General features: G+C 45.6%; 16 protein-coding genes and 1 pseudogene. 15 read left to right on the plus strand and 2 right to left on the minus strand.

The features are described 5' to 3' along the window. The first annotated feature begins 408 nt into the window (after nt 1-408). The 4 genes from G358_RS0119340 to G358_RS0119355 all read left to right on the plus strand — a co-directional run bounded on the left by G358_RS0119340 (nt 409) and on the right by G358_RS0119355 (nt 2,174). Complete coding sequence (locus G358_RS0119340) at nt 409-657, plus strand: hypothetical protein (protein ID WP_019638903.1); 249 nt, start codon at nt 409-411, stop codon at nt 655-657. 65 nt (nt 658-722) lie between these two features. Beyond that, on the plus strand, nt 723-1,067 hold the full coding sequence (locus tag G358_RS0119345) for a hypothetical protein (RefSeq protein WP_205621552.1): 345 nt from the start codon (nt 723-725) through the stop codon (nt 1,065-1,067). 60 nt (nt 1,068-1,127) lie between these two features. After that, on the plus strand, nt 1,128-1,790 hold the full coding sequence (locus G358_RS0119350) for a hypothetical protein (RefSeq protein WP_019638905.1): 663 nt from the start codon (nt 1,128-1,130) through the stop codon (nt 1,788-1,790). A gap of 102 nt (nt 1,791-1,892) precedes the next feature. Beyond that, the gene (locus G358_RS0119355; protein WP_019638906.1) at nt 1,893-2,174 is read left to right on the plus strand and encodes a helix-turn-helix transcriptional regulator; all 282 of its coding nucleotides are present in this window, start codon (nt 1,893-1,895) and stop codon (nt 2,172-2,174) included. Nucleotides 2,175-2,330: 156 nt separating this feature from the next. On the opposite strand, the gene G358_RS0119360 is transcribed toward G358_RS0119355, so the two are convergent. Then, nucleotides 2,331-3,149 carry an AraC family transcriptional regulator gene (locus G358_RS0119360; protein WP_019638907.1) on the minus strand — a complete coding sequence of 273 codons (819 nt, stop codon included), beginning with the start codon at nt 3,147-3,149 and terminating at the stop codon, nt 2,331-2,333. 416 nt (nt 3,150-3,565) lie between these two features. On the opposite strand from G358_RS0119360, the gene G358_RS0119370 reads away from it, so the two are divergent. The 8 genes from G358_RS0119370 to G358_RS0119405 all read left to right on the plus strand — a co-directional run bounded on the left by G358_RS0119370 (nt 3,566) and on the right by G358_RS0119405 (nt 13,336). Then, nucleotides 3,566-5,359: a sensor histidine kinase gene (locus G358_RS0119370; RefSeq protein WP_019638909.1), complete on the plus strand. Its 1,794-nt coding sequence runs from the start codon at nt 3,566-3,568 to the stop codon at nt 5,357-5,359. Further along, nucleotides 5,352-6,926 (plus strand): response regulator transcription factor, encoded by a 1,575-nt coding sequence (locus G358_RS0119375; protein ID WP_019638910.1) that lies wholly within the window; start codon nt 5,352-5,354, stop codon nt 6,924-6,926. Before G358_RS0119370 ends, G358_RS0119375 begins: the two co-directional genes overlap by 8 nt. A gap of 109 nt (nt 6,927-7,035) precedes the next feature. Beyond that, nucleotides 7,036-7,992, plus strand: a complete 957-nt coding sequence (locus G358_RS0119380; RefSeq protein WP_019638911.1) for an ABC transporter permease — start codon at nt 7,036-7,038, stop codon at nt 7,990-7,992. Between the two features lie 21 nt (nt 7,993-8,013). Next, the gene (locus tag G358_RS0119385; RefSeq protein WP_019638912.1) at nt 8,014-8,898 is read left to right on the plus strand and encodes a carbohydrate ABC transporter permease; all 885 of its coding nucleotides are present in this window, start codon (nt 8,014-8,016) and stop codon (nt 8,896-8,898) included. A gap of 234 nt (nt 8,899-9,132) precedes the next feature. Then, nucleotides 9,133-10,833 carry an ABC transporter substrate-binding protein gene (locus G358_RS0119390; protein ID WP_019638913.1) on the plus strand — a complete coding sequence of 567 codons (1,701 nt, stop codon included), beginning with the start codon at nt 9,133-9,135 and terminating at the stop codon, nt 10,831-10,833. A 963-nt stretch (nt 10,834-11,796) separates the two neighbouring features. Further along, nucleotides 11,797-11,961 (plus strand): hypothetical protein, encoded by a 165-nt coding sequence (locus G358_RS33510; RefSeq protein WP_019638914.1) that lies wholly within the window; start codon nt 11,797-11,799, stop codon nt 11,959-11,961. Between the two features lie 107 nt (nt 11,962-12,068). Continuing rightward, on the plus strand, nt 12,069-12,641 hold the full coding sequence (locus tag G358_RS0119400) for a TetR/AcrR family transcriptional regulator (protein WP_019638915.1): 573 nt from the start codon (nt 12,069-12,071) through the stop codon (nt 12,639-12,641). 236 nt (nt 12,642-12,877) lie between these two features. Continuing rightward, a complete protein-coding gene (locus G358_RS0119405) occupies nt 12,878-13,336 on the plus strand; it encodes a hypothetical protein (RefSeq protein WP_019638916.1) in 459 nt (152 codons plus the stop codon). A gap of 166 nt (nt 13,337-13,502) precedes the next feature. Here G358_RS0119405 and G358_RS0119410 read toward each other — a convergent pair whose 3' ends face one another. Next, nucleotides 13,503-13,868, minus strand: a complete 366-nt coding sequence (locus G358_RS0119410; protein ID WP_026342370.1) for a winged helix-turn-helix transcriptional regulator — start codon at nt 13,866-13,868, stop codon at nt 13,503-13,505. Between the two features lie 495 nt (nt 13,869-14,363). On the opposite strand from G358_RS0119410, the gene G358_RS0119415 reads away from it, so the two are divergent. From G358_RS0119415 to G358_RS0119420, 3 genes and pseudogenes are all read left to right on the plus strand, one after another. Then, nucleotides 14,364-15,032, plus strand: coding sequence for a Type 1 glutamine amidotransferase-like domain-containing protein (locus G358_RS0119415; RefSeq protein ID WP_019638918.1), 669 nt, complete (start codon nt 14,364-14,366; stop codon nt 15,030-15,032). Between the two features lie 89 nt (nt 15,033-15,121). Further along, nucleotides 15,122-15,300 (plus strand): annotated as a pseudogene (locus tag G358_RS32505) (transposase); the annotation flags it as partial. Between the two features lie 203 nt (nt 15,301-15,503). Continuing rightward, nucleotides 15,504-16,040 carry an NAD(P)H-dependent oxidoreductase gene (locus G358_RS0119420; protein WP_019638919.1) on the plus strand — a complete coding sequence of 179 codons (537 nt, stop codon included), beginning with the start codon at nt 15,504-15,506 and terminating at the stop codon, nt 16,038-16,040. The last annotated feature ends 90 nt before the right edge of the window (nt 16,041-16,130 follow it).

Consider the following 16,130-nt stretch of genomic DNA (forward strand, 5'->3'; position numbering starts at 1 on the left):
GCTCCCGCCGCTGTACGCGGTTTCTGTATGGTTTTTCATATACAATTCCCGGCTCCCACCGCTGTTCGCGATTTCTGTATGGTTTTTCATATACAAATCCCGTCTCCCACCGCTGTTCGCGATTTCTGTATGGTTTTCCTCGGATAAAAATACCTTAGGCAAATTTTTGTGGGCAAATTTTTACGCCCGGAAGAAAATTGAAAGCAGCAAGCGATTTGCTAGTTATGCTCTTAGCGCGGTTTTTCGCGGTTTTAATGGCACAGACAGCGGCAAGCGGCTAGGCCCTAACATAGATAATGAAATAAACCGATTTACATAATAATGGGATAGGAGGTATTTACCTTATCAGAAGGTTATGAAGAAACTACTCTGCCTATACAAGATTTGAGGAATTATCGGAGGAAGCTTATGCAAAATAAATGGCGTAAATATGGTGGGATAACCGTGATTTCACTTCTCATCACTTATATTATTTTTATGCAGTTTAATTATCAAAGGCTGCTGAAACGATCGGAGCAGGAATCCCAAGCACGTCAAGAAATGGAGTGGCTGCTGAAGTCGAGGGAGAGGCAAGTACAGTTTTATTTTGATAAAGTGAATGAACTCATTGCCGCAAATCAAAAACTTGCAATGACTAATGGTTCACTGACCGTATAGAAACGCTGAAGCTGGATGATCAATTGGTGTGGCAAGCCTTGGACTCGAAGGAATATAAAGAAATCATGACAAAATATGAAGAGCACTATGGTATCCTGGACAAAATTTTCATTCCGGAAAATGAAACGCTCAACGGACTAAAATATAAGGTAGAGGAAAGTATCGCTGCAGGGGATGATCTGTTACCGCGTTATTACGGGATAACCAATGTACTGTTGTGGGTCGATACGAAAGAGTTTAAAGCATTGAACAGCACATTCCGAGAACACTTTGGCGATGTCATACCGACAGAACAAATTGGCGGAACGATGGAGCAGTTGATAGAAATCGTCAATAAAAGCGTACAGGAAGGAGAAAACCTCCTGCCCGAGTATTATGGATATGGGAGCAACCGGGATGCTTATTATTGACACTATTGCTATGTTACTTTTGCTAAAGGCATAGATTAAGGGAGTTATTGTAGAAGGCTTATGAAAAATAAATGGCGTACATATGGCGGAATAACCGGAATAACCGGAGTAACTGTAATTTTACTCTTAATTGCTTATATCATTTACATACAAATTGGCTATTTCAGATTGCTGGAGCATTCCCAGCGAGAGTCCAAACAACGTCAAGAGATGGATTTGCTTTTGAGGTCGAAGGAGAAGCAAGTGGAGTTTTATTTTAACAAAATGAATGAACTCATTTCCGTAAACCAAGAACTTGTCATGCAAATGAATTTATGGAATGGCGGGGAAATTACAAGGCTGGATGATCAATTGATACGGGATGTTATAGAGACGAACGAATTTAAAGAGATTGTGGCAGAACATAGAAAATATTATGGTGTGATCGATATATTTAGCATCCCGGAAAATGAAACTTTAGGCGGTCTAAAATATAAAGTACAGGAGAGCATTGCTGCGGGGTATGATTTATTACCTAGTTACTACGGGATCACTAATGTATTGAGGTGTTTGCACACTAAAGAATTCAGCGAATTGAACAGCATATTTCAAGAACACTTTGGCGACGTGATTCCCACCGAAGAAATTTATGGATCCATGGAAGAACTGAATGAAATCGTCAATAAAAGCGTACAGGAAGGAGAAAATCTCCTGCCTGAGTATTATGGATATGGAAGGAAGTAAGAATTAATAGGTAAAGTTGATGATATTTCATTCGAAAACCGTTTATCAGTATAGAAGACGAATGGATAACTGGCTAACGAGAAACGGAAGGAGTGACTGATCATGAAAAGTTGGAGCGAAAAAAAGAAGGAACTAAAGTCCATTGATCCAATGCGGATGAATGAACTTGAATCGGTCGCACAACTAGTGAATGCCATTCACCAAAGACGAATCGAGCTCGGATGGACACAACAGAAGCTGGCAGATAAAGTAGGGCTTTATCAGGAGTCCATTGCTCGTATTGAAAATGGCGGGTCTGTTCCTCGGCTGGATACAGTGCTTAAATTAGCTTTTGCTTTGGGGATGAAGATCAGCCTGCACGGGATGGAAAGGCTGCAAGTATAGGTTGAGCATCAGCCATTCAAATCGGATTTAGCAATATTAGCTAGTGGAATGCAGGCAAGTTAAAGTGAATAGTTAATGAATGAAGGGCTGGGGACAACCAAGCCCTTTTTGAATTACCTCATAGCGTACATATGCAAATTTGAAAATATGAAAATATCATACCCGTTCCGAGCGGTATCGGCGGGGGGAGAGCCCTTTGTTTTTTTTGAACATTTTAGAGAATAGCAGCGGGTCGTCATATCCGACCGATCTTGCAATATCAGCGATAGATAACCATCTGTTGCGCATTAATCCGCAGGCTTTGTTCATACGAAACTGAATGAGATATTGCTGTATGCTGGAGTGGGTCCGCGACTTGAAGACCGCGCATAAATAACTGCGGTTCAAGCCGACGAAATCGGCTATCTGAGCAATGCTAATTTTACCGGCATAGTTAGTGTCAATAAATTGGATTACTTTTTGTATGTATAGATCGTGCTGGTTGTCTCGCGATGTTCTCGGAGCAGTTAAAGTGATCTCGGCCATATGCGCAAACACTTTATATAACAGGGAGGACAGCTTGAATTCGCGGCCGTCAGGCAGCGCTGCGGAGGCTTCCATCTGCAGTACACACTCTTCAATAACTTCAGGGTTTATTCCATATAGAATTGGCGAATAACCCGATAGGCCGGTGCGGAGTAAGTAACCTTCGGCCTGAATGCCTTGAAAGCCTACCCAAGCATATTTCCATGGATCGCTGCCATCCGCTTGGTAATAAGTGACGATACCCGGTGGAATGAGAAAGGCTTGTCCTTGCTCAAGATGGTAAATATCGTTCCTCATTTCAAATGTGCCTTTGCCTCCCAGAATGAAATGAATCAAATAATAGTCTCGAATAGCTGGCCCAAAATGATGGCCGGGGGAACATTGCTCTATCCCGTATTGCGTAATATGCAGATCGGCAAAAGAGGGGTTGCTCGCAAAATATTCAATCATTGGTCTCAAGCCTCCACGGGAACGAAGTGGTATCAAGCACAATAACATATTAATAATGATTATATTAATAAATTCGCAGATGAATCAATCTTTATGACATATTTACATAGCCGTGTTCCATTTACTGGATGGGGCGGGTAATCTTAAGATGGGAAGATGAGGATGGATATAAATTATTTTTTCTATTATTCCGGGAAAGAGGGTGGGTTCATAGACAAAGTAAATCCTGCTTCCAACGAAGTCCGAGAGGTGCTGAAACTTTAGACGGGATGCTGTCCTGCATGATGTACCTTACAGCAGGATGCCTTATAACTTTATGATGCCCGGCAGCCTCTTTTTATTAAAAAGGGGCTGTACGTCAGAGGTTGGATGATTTCAGGCGTGTACGCATTTTAGACTAAGGAGAGTCCCTAATCATGAAGCTAATCGAGATACTCAATGATATTAAGCTACGAAATAAGCTGTCATTGATTTTCATTTCTGTTGCGGTTATTCCGATGCTGATCAGCGGCGTCATCCTTACGGTGCAGCTTCGCGAAATTTTAATTGCGGGCGCATTTCAGCAGGCTTCAAGCAACGTGGAGCGGGTAAGACAAAGAACCGAGGAAGTGGTCAAGGTTCCCCTGGACATCTCCTATCAGCTCTCCAATGACTCGCGATTAAAGACCGTCGTTAGCCGGGAATATGGCAGCAATTACGATGTCGTCCATACGTATAAGCAATATACCGATCTCCGGAATTATGTCCATATGTATAAGGAGATTCAGGGGATTCGCCTGTACACCCCCAATTCGACGATGCTGAATAACTGGGATTTTATGCAGCCGGATGAAGCTCTGCAGAACCTGCCTTGGTACAAGCAAGCGTTAAGCCAAAGGGGGCTTGCCGGGTGGAACTATATTGAGGATGAGCGGGATCAGCGGTCCTATCTAAGTCTGGTACGCAAAATTAACCTCGAGGATGGGCCCTATGATAGCGTCCTTGTCATCAACGTAGATACGGTGCTCCTGGATTCGATATTAGCACAGGAAACTTTCGCCACCTGGATTGTGGATGACCAGAATAACATTGTAGCGGCAAACCGTCCGGATTTGTACGGGGAAAATCTGAACGAAGTGCATGGGGACAACCCGGATTTTTTAACGAAGCCAGAAGGAAGCTTTGACGTCATGCTGGCGGGGCATCCGTCCAAAGTCGTCATATCCAGCCTTAGTCTCCAGAACAGCTGGAACGGACTTCGAGTCATCTCCGTCTTCAGTGTTCCGGAAATTGTAAAGGAAGCGAATGGGGTGATCGGGCGTGCGGCCCTGGTCATTGCCGCCAGTTTCTTCGTTGCAATTCTGTTAGTGTATAGCTCGGCCTCGCTTATTACCAGACGTCTGCTGCGTCTTAGCAAGCACATGTCTAAAGTGGGGAGCGGGTCGTGGAAGGCATTCCTGACCATCGACGGCAAGGATGAAATCGGGCAGCTGTCCAGACAATTTAATGGAATGGTCGAACGGTTGAATCAGCTTATGAACGAGGTCGAGGAGAGCAATTACCAGAAAAGCCTGCTGGAGCAGAAGCAAAACGATATTAAGTTCAAAATGCTGGCCAGTCAGATCAACCCTCATTTTTTATTTAATACCCTCGATTCGATCCGCATGGAGGCCCATGTCCGCGGGCAGGAGGACATCGCCGAGGCCGTATGGCAGCTGAGCAATATGATTCGGAGCAGTCTCGAAATTGGGAACAGAAAAATCCAGCTGCGAGAAGAGATGAATATCGTGCTCTGTTACCTTGAGCTGCAGAAATTCCGCCATGAGGAGCGGCTGCAGTACGAATTGAATATTGAACCGGATACGGAGCAAGTGGAGATATTGCCCCTCATTATTCAGCCCTTGGTGGAGAACTCCATTATTCATGGGCTTGAAAATAAAGAGGAAGGAGCCACCTTAGTCCAAGTTTATGTATATCGTACACAGGAGGGCGTTCGAATTGAAGTGATCGATGATGGCGCGGGCATATCGCAGGACAAATTGCTTGAGATACATAGCCATTTGGAGTGCCTTGAGGAAGAGGCGCCGGATGGAAGAATTGGATTGCGCAATGTGCATGACCGGTTAATCCTCTCTTACGGCAAGCCCTACGGGCTTCAAATCGATAGCGGTGAAGGGAAAGGGACGAGGGTGTCATTTTTAATACCGAAGGAGGGTCATATTCATGTATAAAGTGATGATCGTAGACGATGAGCCCAAGCTCCGCAACGGACTGAGAACCTTGATTCCATGGGAATCGATAGGCTTTGAAGTCATTGGGACAGCGGCCAGTGGAAAAGAAGTGCTTCGTTCATTCGATACCCAGTTGCCTGACTTACTCATTGTCGATATTCGCATTCCTGGCATGAGCGGCTTGCAGCTCATTCAAGAGATTCGCACGCTTGGCATTCCTATGCGTTACGTGATCGTTAGCGGCTATGCCGATTTTGAATATGCTCGGACAGCGCTGCAATTAGGAGCTGACGGCTATTTGCTGAAGCCGGTGAATAAGGACGAAATGACCTCATTGTTAGTAAATGTGCGAGAGAAAATGGTACAAGAGAGGCAGCAGCAAAGCTCCGGACGCAGTGACCATCGGTCGAAAGAATGGCTCATCTATTCGCTGTTATCAGGCAGCTCTAATTTGGATGAAAGTACGGTTCAGGATATGGCTATAGAATACGAGTTAAACTGGCCGGAATATGAAATGGTGCTTGTAGAATTTCGGGGAGAGGCCTCCAAGAGTGAAGCCGAAATCCATCGCTTCCGCGAGCAGCTTGCTGATGTATTTAACCGCCAGAAGCGCGGTGTTGTTCTCGATACTGCGGCTTACATCGCCCTGCTTCTTAAAAATCCGCTGGAGAGAGAACAGGAGAAAGCGGAGCTCTATAAGGAATTACAGCAGCACCTATCAGGGGAACTACGCCCCTATATAACGGTAGCCGCAGGCGGTAAAGTAAAGCAGTTGCTGGAGATTAGACAGTCCTACACCGCAGCCCAGAGTTTATTGGAGAAGAGCTTTTTCTATGGGGAAGGTGCCATTCTATGCCCTGATACTACAACAGCCAACCTATCCCATATGAAAATACCGGAGCGCTGCGATTTGCCCGATGTGCAGGAATGGGGCTTTCGGTTGTTTTACCTTATAGATGTCGGGGATGGCGGCAACCTGGAGCCTTTATTGAAAAATGCAGCCCAAATTTATATGAACAAGGGATGCAGCGAGCAAGAGGTAAAGAAGGCCTTCTTCCAAATGATCAATGAAGTGATGCGGAGAATTCCGGAGAAAACATGGAACGAAGCGAACCTGGCATCTAGCCCAGCCCAATTTTTAAGCAGTATTTATGGACATCGTACTTTGGCCCGGCTGATTGAAGATGTGCTTAGCGTACTGGAGAAATTGTCGATCGTATCCGGTTCCTCGGGTCAACATAGCGAAATTAAGAAGATGCTGGATTTTATAGACCGCCATTTTGCGGAGAACCTCAAGCTGGAAACCTTGGCCCGCATGTTTAATTACAGCAGTGCTTATTTAGGGCAAGTTTTCAAGAACAAGACGGGGGAGTACTTCAACACCTATTTAGATAAGGTCAGAATTCAGAAGGCGAAGGAATGGCTGGCCCAAGGAGACAAAGTATATGAAGCAGCTGAAAAGGCCGGTTTCTCGAGCGTAAATTATTTCTACAGCAAATTCAAAAAGTACGATGGCAAATCCCCCTCTGATTATCAGAAAAAGATGAAAACCGATGGAAGTGGTTGAAAATTTCAGAAAAAATCTAAGATTTATGGATGAATTTATGCGAAATCCCTAGTCTGTTTTGGCGCTCGCCTCCTGCGTTACTATGAAATGCAGGAAGGGGGAGAAAAGGATGAAAGCGGTAACAACAAGTGAGCCTGATCTGGGATTAGCTAGAAAAGGGACAAAGTGGAAAACATTCAAAAGCCAAAAAGTGTTGTACATGATGTCCGTACCCTTCGTGCTATGGGTCCTGGTGTTCCAGTACTTGCCCTTGTGGGGCTGGACCATGGCTTTCCAAAATTACAAACCGGGAAAGAGCTTCCTCGAACAAAAATGGGTAGGATTCGAGCACTTTGTCGCTTTGTTTCAGGATGACCGATTCTATCTCGTGCTTCGAAATACGCTGGCTATGAGTGGCTTGGGGCTCGTCGCTGGATTTGTATTCCCCGTCACGTTTGCCTTGCTGCTGAATGAAGTTAGGATGCAGGTGGTGAAGCGTTTTGTACAGACGGTATCGTACTTGCCCCATTTTGTATCATGGGTCGTTGCTGCCGGAATTGTGAGTAAAATGCTGTCCACAGACGGAGGCGTAGTGAATGCCGTCTTAATGAGTCTTAACTTGATAGATCAGCCTATTCAATTTATGGCGAAGGGCCACATGTTCTGGGGAATTGTAACCGCGGCGGACGTCTGGAAGGAGACCGGCTGGAACGCCATTATTTACCTGGCCGCCATCGCGGGGATTGGACCGGAGTTATATGAGGCGGCGAGAGTGGATGGGGCTAGCCGATTGCGCCAGATGTGGCACATTACGCTGCCGGGCATTCGCCCGACGATTATCGTTCTATTAATTATGTCGATCGGTCATTTGATTGGCATTGGCTTTGAGAGACAGTTTCTGCTTGGCAACCATTTGGTCAGTGATTATTCTGAGGTCCTCGATTTATATTCTCTAAAATATGGGCTTGAAATGGGACGGTATTCTTTTGGTACGGCGATTAACATTTTTAATTCCGTCATTAGTCTCATGCTGCTGTTTATTGCGAACGGAACGTTCAAAAAAATAGCGAATGAAAGCATCATGTAAGGGAAGGGGGAGCTTGCCATAGTGTCCAGATCGATATTCGATAAACTATTTGACGTCGTTGTCTATGTTCTTATTACGCTCATTACGATTATTACACTGTATCCCTTCTTAAACGTGCTGGCGATTTCTTTTAACGATTCGGTAGATACCGTCAGGGGCGGCATTACGATCTATCCGCGAGAGTTCACCTTACAAAATTACAAGCTGATTTTTAGCTACGACGGTCTCATTACCGGGTTTAAAATATCCGTTCTCCGTACAGTAGTCGGCACGATTGCGGGATTGATCAGCGGCTCGATGATTGCCTTTACCTTGGCCCGGACCGAGTTCCAGGGCAGAAAGTTCATCTCGACCTTTCTGGCGATTACGATGTACGTGTCAGGCGGGCTCATTCCAGGCTTCGTGCTGATTCGTAATTTGGACTTGGTGAACACGTTTGCCGTCTATATTTTGCCGGGACTTGTAAGTGCTTTCAATATCTTTGTCATAAGGTCGTTTATCGACGGCATTCCGTATGCCCTTCAGGAATCTGCGAAGCTGGATGGGGCGAATGACTTCACGATTTACTACAGAGTAATTCTTCCTTTATGCAAGCCGGCGCTGGCTACCGTTGCACTGTTCCTTGCTGTTGGTCAGTGGAATTCCTGGTTTGATACTTATTTATTTAACGGCTCTAACAGTAAGCTGACTACTTTGCAATATGAGTTGATGAAAGTGCTGCAGAGCACGACAGTGAATGCGAACAATGTGCGCGGGGACAACATGAACCAATTAATGGCCCAGATCTCTCCGGATTCCGTCAAGATGGCCATCACGATCGTAGCTACGGTTCCGATTCTCGTCGTATATCCATTTTTGCAGAAGTATTTTGTGAAAGGGATGACTCTCGGCGCAGTCAAAAGCTAGCCCAAAGCTAGCCCAAAGCTAGTCCAAAGCTAGTCCAAAGCTAGTCCAAAGCTAGCCCGAAGCTCAAAAGCCCAAAAGCTCAAAAGCTCAAAAGCCCGAAAGCCCGAAAGCTAGCCAAAGTTAGCTAAGAGCCAAAAGCTAGACATAGTTAGTGGAACCCGTTTTTCTGTGGGACCGGTATCGTCAGGTGTGAACCTGTTCAATACGAAATTAACAAATAAGGGGTGTTATGATATGAGGCTAAGAAGGAAAGGACTGGCAGTCTTACTGCTCGTTTTGCTCATGCTGTCTACCGCATTGACGGGTTGTGGCGGGGCCAAAAATGAGGGGAAGCCTGCCGAATCACAGCAATCCAACACAAAACAGCCGGGTGAAGTCATCACACTGACGTATTTCTCTGAGGATGCGAATCCGAATTGGAATAAGATGCAGGACCGTATTGGTAAAATCATTACCGAAAAGACGGGGGTAGTCTTGGATGCCGAGTTTGCGGTGGGTGATCCCGGCCAGAAGGTGTCCATTATGGCTGCTACCGGGGAATACCCTGATCTTATCGCGGCCAAGTCTGATTTGGGCAAATTGGTCGACGTCGGAGCGGTGCTTGATTTGACCGACCTGATCGAACAGCATGCGCCCAATATTAAGAAGATGTTAGGGGATAAAATTGTCCGGGCAAGATACAGCCTGGAGGATCAGGCGATCTATGCCATTCCTACTTGGTCTGCTGTAGATGAGAAGAAATTCAGAGCTGAGCACGGCTTTGAATTGCAGCATCGGGTTGTGAAAGAAGCTGGCTATCCCGAAATTCGCACCCTTCAGGATTATGAGAAGGTCATCTCCGACTTTTTAGCGAAGCATCCTACCGATGAGAACGGAAATAAGAATATCGGTCTTTCCCTGAATGCAGATGATTGGCATATGTACATGGTGACTAACGTTGGCTTCATGACGACGGGCGCGCCTGACGATGGAGAATACTATGTGGATCAGGAAACCTTTGACGTGACATATCACTTCCGCCGCCCGGAGGAGAAGGAATATTTTCGCTGGCTAAACCATATGAACGATATCGGCCTCTTGGACCCGGAGAGCTTCGTTCAGAAAACAGATCAGTTCAAGTCAAAAGTAGCGTCAGGACGCGTACTTGGTCTCATTGTTCCGTTATGGGAGTTCGGTGATGCGCAGCAATCGCTGAAAGCAGCCGGCAAGTTCGATCATACCTATGGACATTATCCAGTAACGCTGAGCAAAGAATATAAAGACCCCAGCTTCTGGTCAGCAGGCTTTGACGGCGGATATGGTGTAGCGATATCCAGTGAATGCAAAGATCCTGTAGCAGCCATCAAGTTTCTGGACTACCTTGCTTCCGAAGAAGGGCAAGTTCTGGTGAACTGGGGCGTTGAAGGTATCGATTACGTAGTGGAGAATGGCAAGCGTTTTGTGCCGAAAGACATTCAGGAGAAAATGGACCGGGAGGGCACGGCTTACACCAAAGAATCCGGCCTGGGATTCTATTGGAACATGATGGTGCACTATGGAGATGGAATTAAAGATTCTACAGGCAACTATTTCACCAAGACAAATGCCGAGGAGCTGACGGCTTCCTACAGTGAGCCGGAGAAAGAAGCGCTGGCCGCATACAATATAGAGCATTGGAAGGGGCTCTTCCCTAGTGAAGAGGATTTCCCGGAGCGAAAGGCCGGCGCAGTATACAACATATCATTACCGGCAGATAACAAGGCGACGATACTGGGAGCCAAAATGAAGGATATTACATGGAAGCGCATCCCGGAAGCGGTCATGGCGAAGCCGGCGGACTTCGATGCCATTTGGGACAGCTACATGAAGGATCTTGAAAAAGCCGGCGTCAAGGAAATGGAAGAGGCTTATGGCCAATTTGTTAAAGACCGCGTTAAGCTCTGGTATGGAGAGTAAGAGTACCGCGTGGAATATTAAGGGATTGGGGAGCTGGAAGGGCTGTCCAATAGTCCCTAAATAAAAGTTGGACGGAAAACAGGTGCAGCACCAACATCGTGTTTCTCCGTCCAACTCTTTTTACACATCTGTTTTGCTGGTGGAAGGTGTTGGTGGTGTGAGGAGTTGGTTGTCGTCGGTTGGGTTGACGGTCTGTGTGGATCGGGTAGATAAGTAGCAGAGTGCCGGGAGGTTGGCTGGGAGGATGGGCAACCGGTTGGCATGCGAATCTAACGTAACGGTAACGGACACAGGGGACGTTATTTGTGAAATAACGAGGCATCTCCAGAGCTAACGGACCTACGTTCCGCAATTGATCCCAAAAACCTGCTCATTGCAGTCCATTTGGTCGAATAGCGGAACCAGGGTCCGTAAGCATAGCGAAAGAGGGCCTATTACAACAAATAGCGGATCTCCTGTCCTTTAGCGGATGAGCAGTTGTACGGATTCAGCCCATTCCATCAGTCTCATCGTTCTCATCAGTCTTATCAATTCACTCTCACCACTCTCACCAGCTCTACTACCCCCAGACCATCCTCATGAAGATCAAGGGGTTGATCCAAAAAATCAGTTTTTACTGACTTTTTGGACAACCTTTTTTTTCGTAAGCGAAATAGAGGGCAGTACTTCTAGTTTCTTTAAGTAAACCTGACCGGGCAAAATGCAGTCGAGTGTTTCTTACAGGTCTCCATATCTGAAGCCATTGTGCATTCGGCTGAATGTGTTTGTAGTGTGGTACACAATTCAGACGTTGGGCAAAAGAACGATTAAATGAATACTAAAAGAGCGGACCCTCTTGTTCAAGGGAATCCGCTCTATAAATAATTGATATCGATTACTTAAATTTAATAGTGAATACTGTAAGGTGCCAAGCTTAATGTTATAATAGCTATTAATTTTTTTGACAGATAGGAGGGTGCGATAATGAGATGTGGTGAAAAATGCTTCCTCGTAACTTATGAAATCGACGGGGAACAACAAGTGGCTCCAGTTACAGCTAGAACTCCAGTGGAAGCGAGAAAAAAGCTTCGCCGTACCCATGGAGATAAGCCCAATATACTTACAGTTAGACGGGACGACGCAAAATAAACGAAGGTTCGCTATGAGTATGGCATCCATGAATCTTGCAGTCTGCATACAGCTGTGTTATATTTCATTTAATTGGTCAACCAACCAAATGGGGGAGAGGTGATGGCATGGTACAGCAAAAGCGGGATAAAGTCGTGGAAGCTGCATCCAAAGTGATGTCAGAAAAGGGATATGAGAAAGCATCCATTAAAGATATTGCCAACGAGGCAGGGATTACACCGGGCCTGATCCATTATTACTTCCGAAATAAGGAGGAAATCTTGACGGATCTGCTATTAGCTTCCTCTCAGCAGTACACACAGGATATGCAGCGGCTTCAATCCAGCGTACCGTCCGCACATCTCGCGAAAGCAGCCTTAAACGAGCCCAAAGAGCGTATTGAACGGCAGCCGGATTGGTATAAACTCCGCTTTGAATTATTTGCCATGGGGCTTCGCAATCCGCAAATTTCGGATCGGGTGAATGCTTTGCTGGAAAATGCCCGTACCGGCATTGAGGACATTTTGCACAAGGTTGCGGACAGCGCTGGAGAAGAGGCTGATTCAGCCGCAGTCGCGGCAATCATGCTGGCTTGCTTTGATGGATTAGCTTTACAGAAGCTGCTGAATCCAGAGTTTGATATAGACGGCGCATACTTGGAGCTCGAGAAAATGATAAGAGCTAGATATAACATGAAATAACATAACATCACATCGCATGAAATAACATAACATCACATCGCATGACATCGCATAACATCACATGACGCCGCATGACACCGCATAACATCACATAACATCGCATGACATAACATCACATAACCTGACCTGGCATGACTGGGTAAAAGGCTGCTTTTCTTTTTTAAGCAAGTTTGGTTGGTTGACCAACTAATGCGCTTTTTCAAAATATGGTGTTTCAAAAAGGGAGATGATTAGCTATGTTCACTATTCTTTTACAAGCTATTGAAAATGTTGCGCTGGCCCTAATTGTTGGCGGAGCCATTGTCATGGCCGCGGCGGTTCGCCCGTTTCTGTCTGAGAAGCTGGCCTTAAGCTCTGATGCAGGATTAGTCGCGACGCTTGAGGAAATATCGATTAACTCCTGGAACAGGTACAACAGGCTGGCGCTTGCCTCGGCAGCAGCATTGACCGTCGTCGATATAATTCGGTTCCTCACTCAGTTGTCAGCGGCCTATTGGCACTTGGGCTTGACCTTATTGATGCTGACCGCCCTTACTGGCAAGCTTGCCGTCGATAAGCAGTTGAAGCTGCGCCTAAACACTCATGCGGCGGCTGCGGTCAACAGCGAGGAACAAAATAGAGGGCATCGTCAAGTCGAACGGCTGACGAAATTGATCCTTGTCATCGCTTTGCTATTAGTCATTTTGCCTCAGTAGCAAAAAAGTTACGTAAAAAGCAGGAGCGCAGGAGCGCAGGAGCGCTTATGAAAAGCAGAGGCAATGCGGCTTGGACGGAGCGTGTTTGTTTATGTTGCGGCGGAATCATCGCCAGCATTTGAAGCTCCAGCAGTGATTCGGAGGAGATCGTACGTTGTTGGGTGTATTAAGATTTTGCGGCTTGCTCGCTGGTCGCACGCTGAATATATTCCAGGTGATCATATCCCCAGCCGCACATCTCTGTCAGGATCTTGTGGAGAGACTTGCCGTAGTCCGATATGGAATATTCCACCTTAGGGGGGATTTCTTGATGAATCGTTCGGATCACCAGGCCGTCTCGCTCCAACTCACGCAGCTGATTGGTCAGCATTCCTTGCGTGATATTCGGAAGAAGGCGTCTTAGTTCGCCGAAGCGTTTCGTGCCGTCCTGCAGCAAAATGAATAAAATTAGTGGCTTCCATTTTCCTCCGATCACACGGAGTGTCGTCAGTATGCCCACCGTCTTTTCGTCATCGCGTATCCCGTCGTGCATCTTGCCTTGCATCTTGCCTTGCATCTTGCCTTGTATCTTGCCGTGCATCTCATCGTGTATCCCGTCGTGGATCTTGTTTTGCATTTCGTCTTGCATCAGTCCGTTCCCCTTTCGTGTGCGTATGGGTCCCTATTCACCAGAGATTTTACCAGAGGGCAAGGAAATAAAACAGTACGCTCATTAAAAGTACTTAGTACGGTTTACAGTACTAAGTATTGTACGTTCTTTAATAGGTGATTGGAAATGGAATATAATGAGGAGCCCAAGCGAAGGTGCTGGAGCGTTCTTTTTATTGAACTAGCGGGCAGGTTAACATGGAGACATATTTCTCATACCCCAATTCCATGTTATGGTAATATAGAGTTGGATTTATGAAAAGTGTACAAGGGTGTGTAAACGAAATGGCTGAAGAACCGTTCATCTTTCTAGCGTGTAAACTATGTTTTATCGTAAAGAATGGATGAATGTAAATAGTACATATGGAGGTAATTAAGTTTGAAAATTCACTACTATTTCAGTTGGTTTAATGATTTTTTTTCAGAGAAGCTGGTCAAATTGTTGCATGAGGATATAACAGACAGAAAATCGCTTGTTATGATTAGCGCTCAACCGTCTGCTTATAAAGATGAGCAAGTTAACATTGATGATATTTCTGAATGGACATGGTTGAATCAGGCTAACATTATTTTTAATGAATATCATTTCATTGATTACCGCATGCAGAAGGAAGATGCCCAGCGATTACTTCAAAACGCTTCTGTCATTTTTTTATGCGGTGGAGATCCTGTTTTGCAGAACGATTTTTTGGCGGAATATGAATTATCGGATGTTATTAAGAACAGTAATGCCGTTATAATGGGGGCCAGCGCCGGTGCGATAAACATGGCTGCAAAATGGTTAAGCTTGATAAACACTGGCTCTGAAGTTGAAACAAGTACTATTTATGATGGTATTGGCATGGATCATTTTGCCTATGAATCTCATGCTAAACGCGACTACACCACGTTTGTTCAAGGCTACCTGTTCCCCTTGTCTGAAGAGATTGATGTTTATGCGGCAGAACAGGAGAGCGCTATACGTGTAAAGGATGGCAAAATAGAAATAATGGGTCCTGTATATTTAATTTCCCACTCAAAGATTCAGAAGTTGGTTGAGACGCTCTAATTAGGGTGCGTGGCTGTGACCTAACAGAATTAATTCCTTTTGATGTGTAAAATCAAGGCTTACAGCGAATCATCTCAGGTCTTCTCTAAAAACCTCATCCTTATACAATAATACTTATGTCCTTCCCTATCATGAGGAATCTATGGCCTGTACATTTATCGGCGCTATTGGGGATATTGAACGTTTCTCAACCTATTTAGCGCTTAAAAAGCACCTTGGTGTAGCTGCGGAGAATAAAATCTCGGGAACATCCGTTTTTAAGAGTAGGTAGACATACGAGGGTGGTAGAGATACTCGCAGAGTTCTATTCTTAAAGACTTTGCTACTACGACTAGATGGGTGACTAAATGCACGACAATTGTACGATTAGACGTACATAGTACGAAAATAATGCGTACTTTACAGGCCGGAGCATTCTCCCCAATAATGGGATTGCATCGCGATGCACCATTGTTGGAAGGAGATATGATGATGAAAATCATAGCTATTTTAGCACATCCCGATTTGAAGGCTTCTCGTGCAAACCGGGCGCTATGTCAGGAGTTACAACGATCAGGAGTGCTGCTTCATGATCTGTATGGGGCGTATCCGGACTGGAAAATCGATGTGGAGCAGGAACAGAAGCTGTTATTGGAGCATGACAGAATCATTCTTCAATTCCCTTTGTACTGGTACAGCAGTCCGCCGCTGTTAAAAAAATGGTTCGATGATGTACTAGAGTATGGCTGGGCCTACGGAACAGGTGGGGATAAGCTGAAGGGCAAAGCGTTTATGGTGGCGACGACGACTGGAGGGTCGGACAAAGAGTATCGCTCAGGAGGTTTTAACCGTTACACCCTTAGTGAGCTTCTGCGGCCGATCGAGAGAACGTTGACCCGGTGCGAAGCCGAATTTCTACCGCCATTCGTGACGTACAATACAACGAAGGCGACGGATGCAGAACTTCTGCAGGACGCGAGGCGTTATGCGGAGATCGTTCGGATGCCCTTGGAGCTGCTAATCAGCTGAAGCTGCTTTCTTTTAGCATAACATCCTACTTTTAGCAGTAGTTCGAAGTTTATCAAATCACAGCGATTTAAAAGGGTCCTGTAAGGAGTG

It is taken from the genome of Paenibacillus fonticola DSM 21315, assembly GCF_000381905.1.
Classification (GTDB): domain Bacteria; phylum Bacillota; class Bacilli; order Paenibacillales; family Paenibacillaceae; genus Fontibacillus; species Fontibacillus fonticola.